This is a genomic window from Verrucomicrobiales bacterium (genome assembly GCA_016793885.1).
Classification (GTDB): domain Bacteria; phylum Verrucomicrobiota; class Verrucomicrobiia; order Limisphaerales; family UBA11320; genus UBA11320.
The window spans coordinates 1-18077 of record JAEUHE010000251.1 but is presented as its reverse complement, the minus strand read 5'-3'; the positions used below and the strand labels follow the sequence as shown (position 1 = coordinate 18077).

The 18077-nt window shown below is 59.5% G+C and carries 7 protein-coding genes; 4 read left to right on the top strand and 3 right to left on the bottom strand.

The window, feature by feature from the left end; translation table 11 throughout:
* Nucleotides 1-296 precede the first annotated feature (296 nt).
* A complete protein-coding gene (locus tag JNN07_27785) occupies nt 297-2168 on the top strand; it encodes an AMP-binding protein (GenBank protein ID MBL9171564.1) in 1872 nt (623 codons plus the stop codon).
* Nucleotides 2165-12730 (top strand): amino acid adenylation domain-containing protein, encoded by a 10566-nt coding sequence (locus JNN07_27780; protein ID MBL9171563.1) that lies wholly within the window; start codon nt 2165-2167, stop codon nt 12728-12730. Before JNN07_27785 ends, JNN07_27780 begins: the two co-directional genes overlap by 4 nt.
* A 154-nt stretch (nt 12731-12884) precedes the next feature.
* Here JNN07_27780 and JNN07_27775 read toward each other — a convergent pair whose 3' ends face one another.
* Entirely contained in the window at nt 12885-13640 is a 756-nt protein-coding gene (locus JNN07_27775; GenBank protein ID MBL9171562.1) for a fumarylacetoacetate hydrolase family protein, read from the bottom strand.
* A gap of 114 nt (nt 13641-13754) precedes the next feature.
* Here JNN07_27775 and JNN07_27770 point away from each other — a divergent pair, with 114 nt between their 5' ends.
* Both JNN07_27770 and JNN07_27765 read left to right on the top strand, forming a co-directional pair.
* Complete coding sequence (locus tag JNN07_27770; protein MBL9171561.1) at nt 13755-14183, top strand: hypothetical protein; 429 nt, start codon at nt 13755-13757, stop codon at nt 14181-14183.
* A 48-nt stretch (nt 14184-14231) separates the two neighbouring features.
* Nucleotides 14232-15266, top strand: a complete 1035-nt coding sequence (locus JNN07_27765) for a hypothetical protein (protein ID MBL9171560.1) — start codon at nt 14232-14234, stop codon at nt 15264-15266.
* On the opposite strand, the gene JNN07_27760 is transcribed toward JNN07_27765, so the two are convergent.
* Both JNN07_27760 and bioB read right to left on the bottom strand, forming a co-directional pair.
* Entirely contained in the window at nt 15263-16075 is an 813-nt protein-coding gene (locus tag JNN07_27760) for a M14 family metallocarboxypeptidase (GenBank protein MBL9171559.1), read from the bottom strand. The genes JNN07_27765 and JNN07_27760 overlap by 4 nt on opposite strands.
* Nucleotides 16076-16137: 62 nt before the next feature.
* Nucleotides 16138-17232, bottom strand: coding sequence for a biotin synthase BioB (gene bioB, locus JNN07_27755; protein MBL9171558.1), 1095 nt, complete (start codon nt 17230-17232; stop codon nt 16138-16140).
* Between the last annotated feature and the right edge of the window lie 845 nt (nt 17233-18077).

Here is an 18077-nt window from a genome sequence, read left to right as displayed (position 1 = left end):
AGCCTTATCCGCTCCTGATGAAACATCGGAGAACGTTTCGCGAAATTTCCCATCGAAACCGATACTACAAAAACAGCGTCTTCGGTCCCAAATACCGCATTTCTTCGAAGCGCTAACTAACTGCCATTCAGGTCAGATCCCTCTACCGCTTTGGTCCCCCCAGCTGAGCTGGGATCCCCCTTCTGCGGCTTGCATTTCTTGTCAATTCCTTGATGTTCTGGCCGATACAACAATGTGTTCCGTGGGCGCTGCCCAGGTTCCCTGGGTTGGTGATTGATGTGTTTTGAGTTTTTCTCATGTTAGATGTTGTTACTCCTGGCTCCGGGTCGATTCCTGAGCTTTTAAAGCGCAACTGCGATCGTCTTGGAACGCGACCGGCTCTTGCGGGCGAAAGCGGCTTTTCGCTGTCGCATCGAGATCTCTGGCATCGGGTCGAGAGTGTGGGCGAGGCTCTGAACCGCGCCGGGATCGGTCGCGGCGATTGTGTGGCGTTGGTCATGCCCGCCGGCCCTGAACTGGCCGTTGCGTTTTTGGCCCTCGCTTCAGCGACCACGGTTGCCCCCCTGAATCCCGCTTATCAAGAGGGAGATTTCACCTTCTATCTGGAGGATTTGAAGGCGAGTGCGTTGGTGGTATCCGCCGGCTGGGACTCGGCGGCTCGTCGAGCTGCGATGGCGCTAGGGGTGCCTGTGTTGGAATGGCAGGGGGGCGGCAGCGGCGATCTCCGCATCGCAAACGGACGTGACGCACAGTTGGCGACAGAGAAAACCGGGCTGGCTTTGGTCGATGACGTCGCCTTGGTGCTCCACACCTCCGGAACGACTTCGCGCCCTAAGATCGTCCCGCTCACGCATCGCAATCTGACGGCTTCGGCCGCTCACATCGTCGAAACCCTACAACTCGCAGAGTCCGATCTCTGTCTCAATGCGATGCCCCTGTTTCATATTCACGGGCTGGTCGCGGGAGTTCTTGCGTCTCTGGCAGCAGGGGGATGTGCCGTTTGCAGTCCGGCTTTCGATGCACGGCAATTCCTGGGCTGGCTGGAACGTTGGGAACCGTCGTGGTTCACCGCCGTCCCGACCATGCATCAAGCCATCTTAACGGAGGTGCAACGCTTGGAAGCCAAACCTACGCGGGGGAAGCTACGATTCATTCGATCCTCCTCGGCAGCACTTCCTCCCTCGGTCATGGCCGGCTTGGAGGAGATCTTCGAAGTTCCGGTGGTGGAATCGTATGGCATGACCGAGGCGGCGCATCAGATGGCCAGCAATCCGCTTCCGCCTCGGGTTCGCAAACCTGGCACCGTTGGCCTGCCAGCAGGTCCTGAGGTCGCGATTTTAGATGAGAAAGGCGCTCGACTAAGCCACGGTGCGGTCGGAGAGGTGGCGATCCGGGGAGCGAATGTGACCCTGGGGTATGCCAACAATCCGGATGCCAATGCAGCCGCTTTCTGTGATGGCTGGTTGCGCACCGGAGACCAGGGATATCTGGATGCGGATGGTTACCTGACGATCACCGGGCGGCTTAAGGAGTTGATCAATCGGGGCGGTGAAAAGATCGCGCCGCGTGAAATCGACGAACAGCTGTTGGCGCATCCGGGCGTGAGCCAGGCCGTGGCTTTTGCCATCCCGCATTCGTCGCTCGGGGAGGATATCGCTGCCTTGGTGGTGCCGAGGATTGGGAGCTCTGTCAGCGAGGCCGCGCTGCGCGGATTCCTGCTGGACCGGCTGCCAGCCTTCAAGGTTCCGAGCCGGATCCTCCTCCGGTCCGACATTCCCAAGGGGCCGACGGGCAAGGTCCAGAGAATCACGTTGGCTTCTCTTCTGCGCGCGGAGCTTCACGTGCCGTATGAGCCTCCCACGACCGACATGGAGCGGCGGGTGGTCGCGATCTTTGCCGAAGTCTTGGCGGTTGAGAGCCTGGGGCGGAACGATAATTTCTTTAGCCGCGGTGGCGATTCGTTGCGGGCGACGCAGGTGTTGAGTCGGCTGCAGTCCGTGTTGGGCCTGGAACTGCCCGTTCCGCTCATCTTCCGACTTCCGTTCGTGAGCTTGTTCGCTGCCCGCTTGGAAGAGATGGTAGCCGAGAAGGAGATTAACGAGCTGGCCGAAGCGATGAAGGGTCTCACCGCGGACGAGCAGAAGCGCTTACTCAACGGAGCATCATGAGCGAGCCTCAGCAAAACTCCACAGCTGAGCTGACGGAACTCAAGCGGCGTCTCGCCGCGCTGAGTTCGGAAGAGAGGGAAAAGCTCGCTCAGCGTTTGTCGCAATCAAGCCCGCTGGCCAGTCATGTCGTTAGCCACGCATCCGCACTGCCCAAGGCCAAACCTCTGCGGGTCGAAGTAAGCGCCGGACGCGTCGTCTATCCGGCTTCCCCGACCCAGCTGTGGATGTGGTTTCTGCACGAGTTTGCCCCTGAGTCTGCTGCCTACAACACTCCCTCCGCCTTCCATTTAAAAGGCCCGTTGCGCGTTGACTGGCTCGAGGAATCGATGCGGGGAGTGGTGGGACGCCATGAGACCCTGCGGACCACGTTTACCATGGAAGGGGACTCGTTGGTGCAGGTGGTTAGCTCTGCTGTCACCTTAGACTGGCGTGTCGTCGATCTTGCGTCACTTCCGTCCCAGGAGCGGACGAGCGAAGCTGAAGCGCTTCTGCGTCGCGAGGCTTGCGTTCCGTTTCGCCTTTCAACCGGGCCGCTGTTGAGAACAGTCCTGGTCCGGCTGGCGCCGGAGGAGCATCTTCTGCTGATTGTCCTGCATCACATTGTGTCCGATGGATGGTCGCGTTCGAATCTTTGTCGGGAAGTGACCGCTGCTTACACCTCCCTCTCGGGACCGGGGGCTATGTCGCTCCCGCCGTTGCCGCTTCAGTTTGCGGATTATTCTGCGGGCAGGAGCGATTGGATGGGAAGCAAGGCTTGCTTCCAGCAGGAGGCCTATTGGAGCGCTCGGTTGGCTGGCGTTGCGGGTGTCCTGGATCTGCCTGCCGATCATCCGCGACCGCTGCGGGCTTCGCTCCGCGGTTCCCGCTGCACTCGAGTTTTGGGACCTGAGTTGATGGAGGCTCTGCGGACTAGGGCTCAAGAAGAAGGTGCTACGCTGTTCATGATTCTTCTCTCGGCCTTCAAGATCCTCCTCGCCCAGTCTACGGGTCAGACGGACCTGGTGGTCGGGGTTCCCATAGCGAATCGACGGCGAGTTGAGTTCGAAGGCTTGATCGGGTGCTTTATCAACACCTTGGTGATGCGTACCTCACTGGCGGGGGATCTAACCTTCCGCCAGGTCCTTCATCGAGTGAAGGAAACGGCTATCGGTGCCTACGAAAATCAGGACATCGCCTTGGAGAGGCTGGTTGATCTGCTCAAGGTGCGACGGGAGCCCGGGCGTTCGCCCTTGATTCAAGTCACCTTTGCGCTTCAGGATTTTCCGGAGGTCCGACTGCCGCTTCCTGGGCTGGTTTCCGCCCCTTGGCCGGTGAGCACCGGATGCTCGATAGTCGATCTGAGCCTCGCCGTGGAGCGATCGGGTGAGGGGTGGAAAGCGACTCTCGATTCGGCTCTTGATCTGTTTGAACCGGCTCGAGCGGAGCGGTTGCTAGCTGCCTGGCATGAGCTGCTGAAGAAGTTCGTAGAGGATCCCACTCAGAGGATTGCACATCCGCAGGTAGCCGCGGCCGCGACTAAATCTCGGTCCTTGATCGGTCCCAACGCATCTCGACGCGAGTATCCCCGTGACAAATGCCTGCACCAGCTGTTTGAGGAACAGGTGGCGCGAACTCCCGATTCAGTGGCGGTGGTTTGCGACGGAGTCATCATGACCTACCGCGAGCTCGATCTTCGCGCGAATCAAGTGGCGCGTCGGTTGCTCGCAATGGGAGTGGGCCCGGATGTCCTGGTTGGCCTGTATCTCGAGCCTTCCTTGGAAATGATGGTTGGGATCCTCGGAATTCTGAAGGCCGGGGGCGCGTATTTGCCGATGGATCTGAGGTCACCTTCGGGTCGGATCGCTTTCATGCTCGAGGATGCGCAGGCTCCCGCGTTGGTCACTCAGCGATCACTACTCCCCTCGCTCCCAGCCGCTAAGGCCCAGGTCCTCTGCCTAGACGACCTGGCCGATAGCGAGCACGGTGCGTTGGATGCGAGTCTTCTTCCGGCTGTGAAGCCGGATCACTTGGCCTACGTCATCTACACCTCGGGGTCAACCGGGCAGCCTAAGGGCTGCATGGTGTCGCACTATAACGTCACGCGGCTGATGCGAGCCACCGAAGGAACCTTCGGATTTAACTCCAGTGATGTCTGGACCTTGTTCCATTCCTGCTCGTTTGACTTTTCCGTTTGGGAGATCTGGGGACCCTTGATCTACGGTGGTCGCCTGGTCGTGGTGCCCTATCTGGTGAGTCGTTCGCCAGAGGCGTTCTATGAGCTCCTAGTTACGGAGCGGGTCACCGTCCTCAATCAGACTCCCGCTGCCTTCCGTCAGCTCATTGCCGTTGAAGAAGACGGCTACGCCGAACCTTTGGCGCTTCGCTATGTCATCTTTGGGGGAGAGGCCCTGCTGATGGAGAGTTTGCGGCCTTGGTTCGATCGGCATGGGGACCAAACTCCGAAGTTGGTGAACATGTATGGGATCACCGAAACCACGGTTCATGTGACCTGGCGGGTCCTCTCGAAGCAGGATCTGGGGGCGGGCAGCGTGATAGGCATTCCCATTGATGATCTGCAGGTTCACGTCCTGGACGAGCAGGGGAATCTTCAGCCGACGGGTGTCATGGGCGAGTTTTATGTCGGCGGAGCCGGTCTGGCCCGCGGTTACCTGCGCCGTCCCGAGCTCACTCAGCAGCGTTTTGTTTCGAATCCGTTTTCGGCCGACCCCTCAGAGAGGCTTTATCGAACGGGAGACCTGGGTCGGTGGCTGCCGAGCGGCGAGTTGGAGTATTTGGGTCGTATCGATCATCAGGTCAAGATTCGTGGCTTTCGCATTGAGCTCGGTGAGATCGAGGCGGTTCTCCGGAAACATCCGGATATCCGCGATGTGGTGGTTCTGGCCGAAATGCACTCCGAGGACGACCAGCGCTTGGTGGCGTACGTCGTCACATCGTCCCAGGCGGTCACAGTGCACGAGTTGCGTAGCCACGCGCTGGCCTATCTGCCGGCTTACATGGTCCCCTCGGGCTACGTTCGGGTTGAGAAGATTCCTCTCACTTCCAACGGAAAAGTGGACCGGAAAGCGTTGGAGCAGATTGAGCGGGACAACCTCACGGCGGGAGTTGACTATGAAGCTCCGCGGGATGAGATGGAGAAGAACCTGGTCGAGATCTGGGAAGCAGTCCTGGATCGGAAGCCGATTGGGGTGAGGGACAATTTCTTTGATTTGGGCGGGCACTCGCTCCGGGCGGTGGCGTTGAGCTCGCGGATTCGTCAGCAGCTCGGGATCGAGATGGAACTGCGCTGGCTCTTCGAACATTCCACCATTGATGGATTGGCCAGGCGGCTGAGCAGCCTTTGCGAAGCGGGTGCAACTCAGGTCCATCTGCGACCGGTGGATCGAGCGAGGCCGCTGCCTGCTTCGTTTGCGCAGCAGGCGGTCTGGTTGATGCAACAGACTTTAGCGGACGCCTCCGCCTATCATGTTTCGGTGGCGGTGAGCATCCAGGGGCCTGTCGATGCGCGGCTTGTCCGACGATCGCTCAGCGTCATCCAAAGTCGTCACGAGGTCCTCAGGACCGGGCTGGTGGTCGAGGGGGAAGCGTTGCTGCAGAGGGTTCTTAGCGCCGCCAGTGCCGAGCTGCGTTGGGAAGAGATCGACTCAGGAAGCATCCCATCTGCGCAGGAGGAGCAGAGGCTCAACGAGCTGCTTCAAGACCTGGCGCGGGAACCATTTGATCTGGCTTCGGCGCCGCTGTGGCGGTCGACCTGGATTCGGCTCAGCGAAAATCAACACGTGCTGGCCATCACGTTTCACCACTGCGTGGTGGACGACTGGTCCTTGCGGATTTTCTTTGATGAGTTGGAGCGGCTCTATGCGGCTGGAGGCCGAGCCGAGTCCGCTGAACTGGCTGAACTGCCAGTGCAGTATGGCGACTTCTCGGTTTGGCAGAGGGAACGCACGGCATCGGGACTTCCTTCGAGCCGCGCCTACTGGAAGAAGCAACTGGCGGATTTCCCCGCAGCGCTGGAGGTGCCCTTCGACAAGGCTCGACCATCGAAGCCGAGCGGTCGAGGGGCCGGATATCGATTTTCGATAAGGGGGCCGGTGGTGGAGCGCCTCCGGGAGTTGGCCCGCGAGGAAAGATGCACGTTGTTCGCGGTGATGCTCGCGGCTTTCCAGGTTTGGCTGCATCGCTACACCGGTCGGACAGACCTCATGGTGGGCACGCCTTTGGCGCAGCGGGAGCAACCGGGGGTGAAGCCGCTGCTGGGTTTTTTCCTCAACATGCTCCCGATTCGGCTGCGCCTGGAGGGAGACCCCGGATTTCGGGACGTGCTGAGACGACTGTGGGATACCACGCTGGATGCCATCGGCCATTCGGAGCTGCCGTTCGAGCAAATGGTCGAGCTGGCCGTCAAGCAGCGGCAAGTGGGTCGGCAGCCGCTTTACCAGGTGATGTTTGTTCTCCTGGAACAGAAGCTTCCCGCCGTTCAGTTAGGTCACGCGCTGGGGACCGCACGGATGCTGGAGACCCAGACCAGCAAGTGCGATCTGACGTTGTATCTGAATACCGAAGGCGATCAGTGGCAGTGCTATTTTGAGTACGCGACGGACCTGTTCAGCGAGCCTGCGGTCGCACGGATGACCGAACAATGGTGCGAACTGTTGGAATCTATTTGTGCCAATGTCGAACTGCCCATCAGTCGCTTGAATCTGATGACGGCGCCGGAGCGGAGTTGGATCGAGGGCGATTGGCGTCGGACCTGGCGTGATTATCCTCGAGACAAGTGCGTGCACCAGCTGTTCGAGGAACAGGTGGAGCGAACTCCGGATGCGATCGCGGCTTCCTACGGTGGATCTCGGCTCACTTATCGGGAGCTGAATGCCAAGTCAAATCAGGTGGCCCATGGCCTGCGAGCCCGCGGAGTTGGTCCCGACGTGCTGGTAGGACTCGGTATGGAACGCTCCTTGGAAATGATCGTGGGGCTTCTGGGGATCCTGAAAGCGGGTGGTGCGTATGTGCCCCTCGATCCGCATTTGCCGGCCTCGCGGCTTCAATTCCTGATCGACGATACGCGGACGGGCCTGGTGCTGGTGCAAACGCGTTGGCTGGCGATCTTCGAAGGCTTGTCGCGCTCTCGAAGCACTCCCTTCCAGACTTTGGCTTTGGATGGAGCGGACAACGCCTTCGCCGGGTCTCCGACGACGAATCCTCCTGGCATCACCCGTCCGGATCACCTGGCCTATGTCCTGTACACCTCAGGAACCACGGGACAACCCAAGGGGGTGATGGTGCCCCACTTGGGAATCGTTCGACTCGTGATTCAACCCGACTACGTGGAGCTGGGGCCGGAGGAGGTTCTCCTGCAGTTCGCGCCCCTCTCCTTCGATGCCTCCACGTTTGAGATTTGGGGCAGCTTGCTGAATGGAGCCCGCCTAATTGTCGCTCCGGCAGGCCACCTGGATTATCACGAATTGAGCGAGCTGATCGTCTCGCACGGCGTCACCACGCTCTGGCTCACCGCGGCGTTGTTTCACGAGATGTTCCAGCGTCACCCAGAACCGCTCGTTCGGCTTCGCCAGCTCCTGGCTGGCGGCGATGTTTTATCGCCGACCCTGGTTCGCAGTTATCTCCAGCGGCCTGGTCATGGACGATTGATCAATGGATACGGGCCGACCGAGAACACCACCTTCAGTTGCTGCTGCGTCCTAGACCATCCTGACCAAGTCGGCGCATCGGTCCCGCTTGGGCAGGCGATTTCTGGGACGGAGGTATATGTGCTCGACCCTCATCAGCAGCTGCTACCTCGGGGAGTTCCGGGGGAGTTGTGGGTGGGTGGCGATGGGTTGGCACGCGGATATCTCGGCCTAGACGAGTTAACGGCTGAGAAATTCGTGCCCGATCCGTTCAGTGGGCGTCGGGGCGCTCGGCTGTATCGAACTGGGGATCTCGCGCGGTTTCTTCCCGACGGCAATGTGGAGTTTTTGGGTCGCATGGATGAGCAGGTGAAGATTCGGGGATACCGAATTGAGCCTGCGGAAATCGAAAGGATCCTTCAGGAACATCCAGGGTTGACGGGAAGCGCGGTGGGGATTCGTGCGGGTCAGGATGGGTCCAGGGTTCTCGTGGGATTCCTGGTTCCGGTTGAGGGGGAGACAGTGAACGCCGCTGACCTGCGGAGGTGGCTGCTGGAGCGGTTGCCGGAGTACATGATTCCCACCCAGTTCGTTCGGTTGGAGGCTCTGCCTCTGAACGTGAACGGGAAGGTGGACCGGAAGGCCTTGGAGCGGGTTGAGACCTCGACCCTGAGCCTGGGAATTGAGTATGAGGCGCCCCGCAACGAGCTTGAGCGGACTTTGGTTGGGATTTGGCAGGAGGTCTTGCGTCTGCCATCCGTGGGTGTGAAAGACAATTTCTTCGATCTGGGCGGTCACTCCTTGCTGGCAGTGGCGGTCAGCGCGAGAGTTCGACAACAGTTGCGCGCGGAGATGGAGCTGCGCTGGCTGTTTGAGTTTCCGACGGTTGAAGGGCTTGCGTCAAAACTGGCCCGTTCGACTGGGGTTCAGGGTGGTCGCGGCCGAATCCAGCGGGCCGACCGAACGAAGTCGCTCCCGGCCTCCCATGGCCAACAAGCGATGTGGCTGCTTCACGAGACTTTGGCTGACCCCTCGTCCTATCATATTCGCATCGCATTTCGCGTGGTCGGGGTCATGGACGCCGTCAAGACGCGCCGATGTTTCGAGGTCATTCAGCGTCGACATGAAGTCTTGAGGACCAGTCTGGTCGCCGAGTCGGGGCGCGTCGTGCAGAGGGTAGCAGAGATGAATCAGGCAGAGCTCGACTGGCGGGAAGTGGATTTGACGCACCTGCCCGGTGAGGCCCGTGAAGCTGAGTTCGTTCGCAGGCTTGAGGAGGAAGGAAGCGAGCGATTCGAGCTGGGCAAAGCCCCGCTGTGGCGGATTTGTTGGTTGAAGCTTGGCGAGATGGACCAGGCCCTTGGGTTGACCTTTCACCACAGTATCCTCGACGAGTGGTCGTTGAGGCTCTTGTTGAACGAATGGGAGGAACTCTACGCGGCTGATGCAGACGAGAGCGCCGCTACGCTGTCGTCGGTGGCGTTGCAGTATGCGGATTTTGCCTCGTGGCAACGCGAACGTTTGACCGGCGAGTTCCTGGAGCGGGAACGGGCGTATTGGCGGGAACAGCTCCGCGACTTGCCACCGGTCCTGGAGTTGCCCGCGGATCGAATCAGACCAGCTCGACCGAGCGGGCGAGGTGGTGATTATCGATTTTCCATCAGCGGACCGGAGGTCGTGAGGCTGCGTCAGTTGGCGCGCGAGGAGCAAACCACTTTGTTCACCGTCTTGCTGACGGCATTTCAAGTTTGGCTGCACCGGTATACCGGGCAAAACGATCTCGTGGTGGGAACGCCCATCGCTCAACGCGATCAGCCTGAGACCCAATCCATGATCGGGTTCTTCCTCAACATGCTGCCGATGCGGCTCAAGGTGGAGGGTAATCACGGGTTCCTGGAAACGTTGAAGATCGTTCGAGCCACTTGCCTAAACGCCTTTGAACATGCCGCCCTGCCTTTCGAACAGATGGTGGAAATTGCGGTGAAGCAAAGACAGGCGGGACAACAACCTCTCTATCAGGTGATGTTTGTGCTGATGGAGGAGGGGCTGCCGGGATTGAGGGTCGGAGACGCCGAATGCCGGGAGCAGGACTTGCTCGCCCGCACCAGCAAGAACGACCTCAGTTGGAGCATTCAATTGGTGGGAGATACCTGGGAGTGTCGTCTGGAGTACGCGACAGATATTTTTCAAGCCGCGACGGTCGAGCGCATGGCCGAACAGTTGAGAGAGCTGTTGCGGTCGATCTGTGCCGATCCTTCGCAACCGGTGAGCGCTCTGAACCTGATGAGCCAACGGGAGCGACTTCAACTGGAGGAAGAGTGGACTCGCGTGCGATGTGATTATCCACGCGACAAATGTATTCCTCAGCTTTTTGAGGAACAGGTGAAGCGGGCGCCTAATGCCATCGCGATAGTGTATGGGAACACTTCGCTCACCTATCGTGAGTTGAACGCGCGGGCCGATCAGCTGGCACACTCTCTGCGCAAGCGGGGAATCGGTCCGGATGTTCTGGTGGGCCTCTACTTGGAACGCTCCTTAGAAATGATCGTCGGCCTGCTCGGGATCCTCAAGGCGGGTGGCGCGTATCTGCCCCTGGATCCGGAGCATCCCCGGGAGCGCTTGCGCTTAGTGATGGAGGATGCTTCGGTGTCCCTCCTTCTTTCTGAGGAATCGATGAAGGGGCGGCTTCCCTCGGAGACCGTGCCGGTAGTTTTCCTGGACGAAATCTCCTGGGGACAGCCCGGCGATCCGCCTGGGAAGCTTCCGGTGCTCCAACCGGAATCGATGGCCTACGTGCTTTATACTTCCGGCTCCACGGGTCGGCCGAAGGGAGTCGAGATTTCACATCGAGCGCTGGTGAACTGCTTGTGGCATTTCCGAGACAGTCTCGCGATGGAGCCATCTGATGTGTGGCTCGCCATCACGACGGTTTCATTCGACATCTCGGGCCTCGAGATTTGGCTTCCTCTCATCTCGGGAGCTCGGTGCGTGTTGGCATCCCGTGAAACGGTTTTGGATGGGGCTTTGCTGGCTCAGCGGCTGCAGGAGGTTCAAGCGACGGTCCTGCAAGCCACTCCGGCCACTTGGAAGATGTTGCTGCTGGCGGGATGGGCGGGAAGTCCCCGCCTGCGTCTCCTTTGTGGCGGAGAGGCGATGCCCCAGGAGTTGGCCGATCGCTTGCCGGCTTTGGGGGCGTCGACCTGGAATGTGTACGGTCCAACCGAAACCACGATCTGGTCTGCGGCCAAGCGGCTGCGATCGGGGGAATCGGTCAACATCGGCACCGCGATCGCCAACACTCGTCTGTATTTGCTGGATCGAAGCCATCAGCCGGTCCCCGTTGGGATGGTGGGAGAACTGTTTATCGGTGGAGATGGCGTGGCGCGAGGCTATCGGCATCGGCCAGACCTAACCGCCGAGCGTTTTGTTCCGGACCCATTCGCTGGCACCCCGGGAGCGCGCATGTATGCCACCGGAGATCTGGCACGGCGACTTCCCAATGGGGAGCTGGAATATCTCGGCCGATCGGATCATCAGGTGAAGATCCGCGGTCACCGCATCGAGTTGGGTGAGATCGAGTCTGTGCTGCGAGGGGTGAGTGGGGTTGAGGATGTGGCTGTGGTGGTGACTGAACAGCCTGGGCAGGAAAAGGTTTTGGTGGCTTGCCTGGCCTGTCCGAAGACTCCGAAACTGGATCTCGCTGATTTGAGAGAGTGGCTGAGCGGGAAGTTGCCTTCCTACATGATCCCATCGGCGGTGACCATCGTGGATGCCCTGCCACGGACCTCCAGCGGCAAGGTGGATCGCAATATCCTCGCGCGGATGCAGGGTCAGATTCTGCAGCAGGAGGTTGCTTATCTTGCTCCGCGCGATGAACTCGAGACAGGGCTGGCCGAACTTTGGCAAGAGTTTCTGGGGCGGGAACGAGTAGGGGTCCGGGACGACTTTTTTGCGCTGGGCGGTCATTCGCTTTTAGCCGCCCACTTGTTCGCACGGATCGAGCAGCGCTATGGAAAACGGCTCCCGCTGGCCACCTTGTTCGAAACTCCGACGATCGAGGGAATCGCCCGCGTGATCCACGGGAAGAAAGCCTCTACTTCGTGGCGATCGCTGGTGGTGATGCAGCCAGAAGGGCGCGGGGTGCCGATCTTTCTGGTGCATGGACTCGCGGGCAACGTGGTTGGGTTCAACCCGTTAGTGCAGCATTTGGGGAATGATCGGCCGGTTTACGGTCTGCAGTCGGTTGGGCTGGATGGCCTGACTCCGCCGTTGCAGAGCATTCCTCAGATGGCAGAGCACTACTTGAAGGAGGTGCTTTCCGTGTGTCCCGAAGGACCGTACCATCTGGGCGGACTGTCCTTTGGCGGGATGGTTGCCTACGAGATGGCCAGGCAGTTGGCGGCACTGGGGAAGCCAGTCGGCGTTGTAGCGTTGTTCGACACTTTCCCTCGAATGGAAGTGCAGGGCCAGCCTTGGGGACGGAGATTAGAGGAAGGATTAGATCATTGGCGGAAGCGAGTGGATGGGCACTGGCGCGATATCCGTTCTTTGGATCTCGAGGGATTGCCTAACTATATTGCCCAGAAGGGGCGGACGATTACCAAGCGAACTCAAAGTTTGGTTTGGCAGTCGGCTTTGCGGCTCTATCTCGCAGCCGGGGGCCGGGATGGAGAGGCACTACCCAAGCTCTTTGCGAATATCGGGCAGGCCAATCGCATGGCATCTCAGCGCTATATCACTCGTTCCTATGCCGGCAAAGTCACCCTTTTCATGGCTCAATCGCACCACCCTTGGTCCAAGCAGGAGCTTCGTTCTTCCTGGAACGAATTAGCCTTGGGAGGGGTAGAAGTTCATGAGGTCCCGGGTACCCATGTGACCTTGATCGAAGAGCCCCATGTCCGAGTGCTGGCTGAAGAACTGCGGCGCTGTTTGAAGCGGTAGCCCAGCGTCCGGTCGGACGCCTATTGTAGTGTGGGCCGTCTCGGCCCATGGGGTGTGGAAAGAGGGAAGGGTGAAGGAAACGCCCGCTGCGCTCTGGGGCTGGGGGGGAACGTCCGGGTACGGACGTCGCTCCAATGGAGTGCCAGCTTTTGGCTTACTTCACGGTATTGACCAGGGGGGCTAGGCCTTGGATCCGGACTTCCAGACGGTCGCCGCTTTCGATCGGTCCGACACCGCTCGGTGTGCCGGTTAGGATGACGTCTCCGGGGAGCAGGGTCATGTTCGTCGAGATGAAGCTGACCAAGTCGAAACAGTTAAAAATTAACTGGCTCGTGTTGGAGTTCTGTCGAAGTTGCCCGTTCTGAAAGAGCTGGATGGTAAGATCATGCGGGTCGATCTTCGTTTCCACGTAAGGCCCCAGCGGGGTGAAGGTATCGAAGGACTTAGCCCGGGCCCACTGACTTTCGGCATTCTGGATCGTGCGATCGCTTACGTCCTGGGCGGCGGTGTAGCCAAAGATGTAGCGCGCAGCAGCTGCCGGAGTGACATTGCGGACTCGACGGCCGATCACAATCGCCAGTTCTGCTTCAAAATCAACGTGATGCGTGGTGAATGGGATCTCGATTTTGAGGCCATCTGGGATCAGAGAAGTGGGCGCTTTGAGCCAGAATAGAGGCTGTTTGGGGATCGGTTTGTTGGCCTCCCGGGCATGGTCGGCGTAGTTCAGCCCGACAGCAATCACCTTGGAGGGATTGACAGGCGTGAGGGTTCGCAACCCCTTGAAAGGAGTTGGTTTCTTTTCGAAGGAGGGAGAGCCGAAAACGTCCCCTTGCAAGCGGAACAGTTCGCCATCTACCACCTTGGCGTGAAAAATCTCGTCGCCCTTTTGAAATCGCCCGATAGCTGCCATAGAAAACGAAGTGGTTAGTAGCAAATGCGATGCGTCTATCGCAAGACCTTTCGAAAGTGTTAGAAACTTACTGATTCTCCCGTGGGATCCCCTAAGCTGCTGTTTCTTGAGATTATGCAGATCCAATTAGCCGTACTCTGTGATGCCGCGACGGACTATGCCGGGAAGCTTAACCTGCTCGGGACCTTCGACACCTTGATCACGTCCCATCTCCCGGCGATCCATCCCCAGTGCTCCATTGCGATCCGGCTGACCTTTCAGAAGACGGAGGAAGGTAAGCATGTTCTGCAGATGAATTTTGTCGACGAGGACGGCCGTTCGGTCATGAACCCGCTGGAAATGCATTTGGAGGTGGCGGTGCCCGATGACACCATTTTTTTGTCCCGAAACGCGGTGATCACGCTCCAAAACATGACCTTATCCAAGGCGGGTCTCTATTCCATTGAGATTTCGGTGGACGGGGTGCGTCACACCAGCATCCCGCTGCTGGTGAAGCTGATGACCGCTTCCCCCGGTGCTACGCATCCATTCGGCCCAGGGTGACGGGATTTTTTTCTGGCGAAGCGATAGGCTTCTCGGGATGGTGTTTAAATGTCTTGGCGCGAACTTGAGGCTTACGCGGCGGCGGCCCAATCCTTGCAGAAGGGATGGGAGCGCGGGCGGTTGGCGCATGCGTATCTCATCGCTGGAGACTCTCTCGAATCCCTCGAGTTGTTCGCTCGAACGATCGCCAAGTGTTTGAACTGCCAGAATCCTCCTCGCGCCGGCCAGTCCGGCCTGCCGCTGGATTGTTGTGATCAGTGCCTCAGCTGTCGCAAGGTCGATAACTACAATCACCCCGACATTCAGTGGATACGGGCGGAATCTAAATCGCGTCAGATTCGTGGCGACCAGATTGGAGACCTGCTTCAGACCGTTTATCTTCGTCCCAACGAGGCGCGCTACAAGGTGAACATGATCGTTGCTGCTGATCGTTTGAATGCGACAGCGGCGAACCGCTTTCTCAAGACTCTGGAGGAGCCGCCGGCTGATTCGGTGTTGGTGCTGCTGAGCACGGCTCCCGAGCAGGTCCTGGAAACGCTGCGATCCAGGTGTCAGCGGCTCACCCTGTTCGACCTGTCGGACCCGGCGGCGTCGGAGCCCGAGTCGGAATGGTTGCAAGCCTTTGGGGCCGCGGCGGCGAGCGATTCCGGCGGACTCCTGGAGCGCTACCGGCTCCTTTCGGTTCTGCTGAAGCGCCTCTCGGAACTCAAAAGCCAGGTGGAAGAACGGCTCACCGCGGACTCGCCTTTGGAGAAGGAGAAGGATTTGGAGCCTGAGTTTCGGGAGCGGTTGGAGGACGAACTGGCGGCGTCAGTCGAGGCGGAGTACCGGCGCTTGCGTGGGGGCATTGTGGGCGCTCTGCAATGGTGGTTGCGCGACGTCTGGCTGCAGACTCTTCAAGTGGATGAGTCGCTGTGCCGTTACCCGCGGCTGAGGGAAGCCACTTCCCTGATTGCCGGACGTCTGACCGCCGAAGACGCCATGTCCAATCTGGAGGAGATGGAAAAGACGCAACGGCTGCTCAATACCAATGTCCAGGAGGCCCTGGCTCTGGAAGTCGGCCTGCTGAGCCTCAAGCTCTAACCGTGCGGCTCAAAATGCTGCAAAGCGGCGTTGACGGCGGTCACTAGGGCGTTCACACGCAGGGCTAACGGGTAGTCCGAAGGTCCCTCCAAGGTGTAGTTGTGGCGCGTCTTGTGGTAGATCAGATGCAATGCTTCTGGCCATTCCTCGCGCTCTGGAATGCTTCCAACAAATCGGATCATCCCGCCGGCCGCTTGGCGTCCATCTACCTCCTCGGCATGCTCGATCGGACAGACCTTTCGCACGGCCTCGATCATCACGTTCGCGAGAGAGGGTTGGCTGTCAGGGTTGAGTTCGTAGAGGTAGAAGCCGTTGGCTTCCCAGTCCTCGTGCAGCAGCAGAGCCAGGTCAAACCGGGGTTGACGGGCCAGCCAATCGATATGGCCTGAGGTGACTGGCGTTCGAGGGTTGAGGTAGTCGCGGTTGAGGTCGATACCGCCCAGTCCTTCGCGGGTGTTTCTCTCGAACCCAAATGGATTGAGGCAGGGAACCAACCAGTAATTGAAGCGGGTCGGCCACTCGGCCTGTTCGAGGAGGCGTTCGACCGCGATGGGGCCGGCCGGTTCATCGCCATGAATGCCGGCGGACAGATATACATTGGCGCGAGCCTGAGCATTCCCTTTGCGGAACGCGGCTATCCGGGTCCCATTGGGACAATCAATCGGGTCTGGGGTCCATCCCTGTCGGATGGCAATCGTCTCGATTCGAGGCAGCACCCCGGCGATGTCGATGCGCTCGCCGAAGTAGCCCCCTCGGTTGAGTTGGAGTCTACTGTCGGACGGGGAGGGCGTGGGGGCGTCGGTCGACATGGGCTCGGTCCGGTGGGGGAGGGAAGAGGAAGGCTCCCATCGTTCCCTCCCGTGCGATGCGGTTAAACGGTCACAGCGGCCTCGCGAGAGGGCGCGCGTTGGGTGAAAGTGATGGGAACCGATTGATCAGCGAAGCCATGGTTCTCCCAGTCTGGATCGAGTCCCAGATCCTTCAGCATCTGGAGATCTTTCTCCACGGGTTGGTTCAGCGTGGTGAGATAGTTTCCTACCATGAGTGCACTTGCTCCCGCCGTGAACACCATGCTTTGCAGGTCGCGCAGATTCACGGTGCGGCCGCCGGCGACCATGATCTCCTGACGGGGGAGGATAAACCGGAAGCAGGCGATGGTTTGGAGGATCTCCATCGGCGGCAGCGCGGGGTTGTTCGCGAACGGAGTGCCTGCGATGGGGTTCAAAATGTTGATGGGAACGACATTCGCTCCGATCTCCTTCAGGGAAAACGCCAGGTCCAGGCGATCTTCCCAGGTCTCACCCATTCCAATGATCCCACCCGAACAAATTTTCAGGCCGGCATTCTTCAGGTGCTTGATCGTTTCGATTCGATCTTCGTAGCTATGGGTGGTGCAGTGCTTCGGAAAGAAGCGGCGCGAACTCTCCAGGTTGTGTCCGTAGCACTCGAGCCCGGCTTCTTTCAGTCGCTCCGCGACCCGAGGGTTCTTGATGATCCCCAAGGAGGCGTCCGGTCTTACTTTCCCGCCTTGCGCCATCTCGCGAATGCGGTCGCAGACCTCGTCGAGCATGGGGCCTTCGTTCAGTCCCTTCCAGGCGGCCACCAATCCGACCGCGGTGACACCGTTCCGGCTGGCCTCGTCGGACGCGGCGTCGACGGGTTCGGGATCCACAAACCCGTACTTGGGCGATCCGGTCTGATGAAAAGACGACTGTGCGCAGAAGGAGCAATTCTCAGAACATCCGCCGGCTTTGGCGTTTACAATGGAGCACAGGTGAATCTTGTTCCCCTTGAAATGTTCCCGGATGCGGTTGGCCCAGGCGAGCAAATCAAAGATGTCGGACGTGGACTTCAGTCCAAAAAGGTAGGCCGCTTCGTCGCGGGAGATTTCGCCGCCGGCGAGAACCCGGTTTCCCAGCGCCGCCAGCCGTTCGTGATGTGTCCCGTCAAGTGCTTCCGTCATCATGGTTGACACGGTAACCGTTTGGCTGGAAGTAGCAAGCGCGCACTCAGTGGGGGGCAGGGGGGGTGATTAGGAGTGGGGTCAGCCATGGGGGGGGCCGACTTCGTCGGTGCCGAAAAGCGGTAGAGGGCTACAGGACTATGGAACTATAACCCTCGTCGGACCGCTTTGCGGTCAACTATGGAACTATAACCCTCGTCGGACCGCTTCGCGGTCAACTCCATAACGCTCCGCGAGGCATTATGCCTTTTGGAGTGCGGCAGCCCTCTGCCGCTTTTGCCCCCCGGCGGAGCCGGAATCCCCCTCCGGGGGTGCCGAAAAGCTGTAGAGGGCTACAGGACTATTGAACTATAACCCTGGTCGGACCGCTTCGCGGTCAACTATGGAACTATAACCCTCGTCGGACCGCTTCGCGGTCAACTCCATAACGCTTCGCGAGGCACTATGCGATTTGGAGTGCGGCAGCCCTCTGCCGCTTTTGCCCCCCGGCGGAGCCGGGATCCCCCTCCGGGGGTGCCGAAAAGCTGTAGAGGGCTACAGGACTATGGAGCTATAACCCTCGTCGGACCGCTTCGCGGTCAACTCCATAACGCTTCGCGAGGGACGAAAGCCTTATGGAGCGCGGAGACAGGTCTCCGCTTTTCCTGCAGGTGGCGGAGTGGTTGGGGGGAGCTTCGTAGGTGAATGGGTGTGCTGATGGGGCTCAGGTGGCGTGAAGGAACAGCGGTGTCGTGCCCTAAGCATTACCCACAAGTTCAGAAGATCTTGGACCTCTATCCCAACGGGATAGCGCCTCAAAGCCCAGGGTTGCGAGGAACGAGCTACCCTGGGAAAAACCCATAGAATTC

Coding starts and splice junctions, on each gene's coding strand:
- JNN07_27760 (MBL9171559.1), bottom strand. CDS start 16,075: ATGTCGACCGACGCCCCCACGCCCTCCCCGTCCGACAGTAGACTCCAA.
- JNN07_27765 (MBL9171560.1), top strand. CDS start 14,232: ATGTCTTGGCGCGAACTTGAGGCTTACGCGGCGGCGGCCCAATCCTTG.
- JNN07_27775 (MBL9171562.1), bottom strand. CDS start 13,640: ATGGCAGCTATCGGGCGATTTCAAAAGGGCGACGAGATTTTTCACGCC.
- JNN07_27785 (MBL9171564.1), top strand. CDS start 297: ATGTTAGATGTTGTTACTCCTGGCTCCGGGTCGATTCCTGAGCTTTTA.
- JNN07_27780 (MBL9171563.1), top strand. CDS start 2,165: ATGAGCGAGCCTCAGCAAAACTCCACAGCTGAGCTGACGGAACTCAAG.
- JNN07_27770 (MBL9171561.1), top strand. CDS start 13,755: ATGCAGATCCAATTAGCCGTACTCTGTGATGCCGCGACGGACTATGCC.
- bioB (MBL9171558.1), bottom strand. CDS start 17,232: ATGATGACGGAAGCACTTGACGGGACACATCACGAACGGCTGGCGGCG.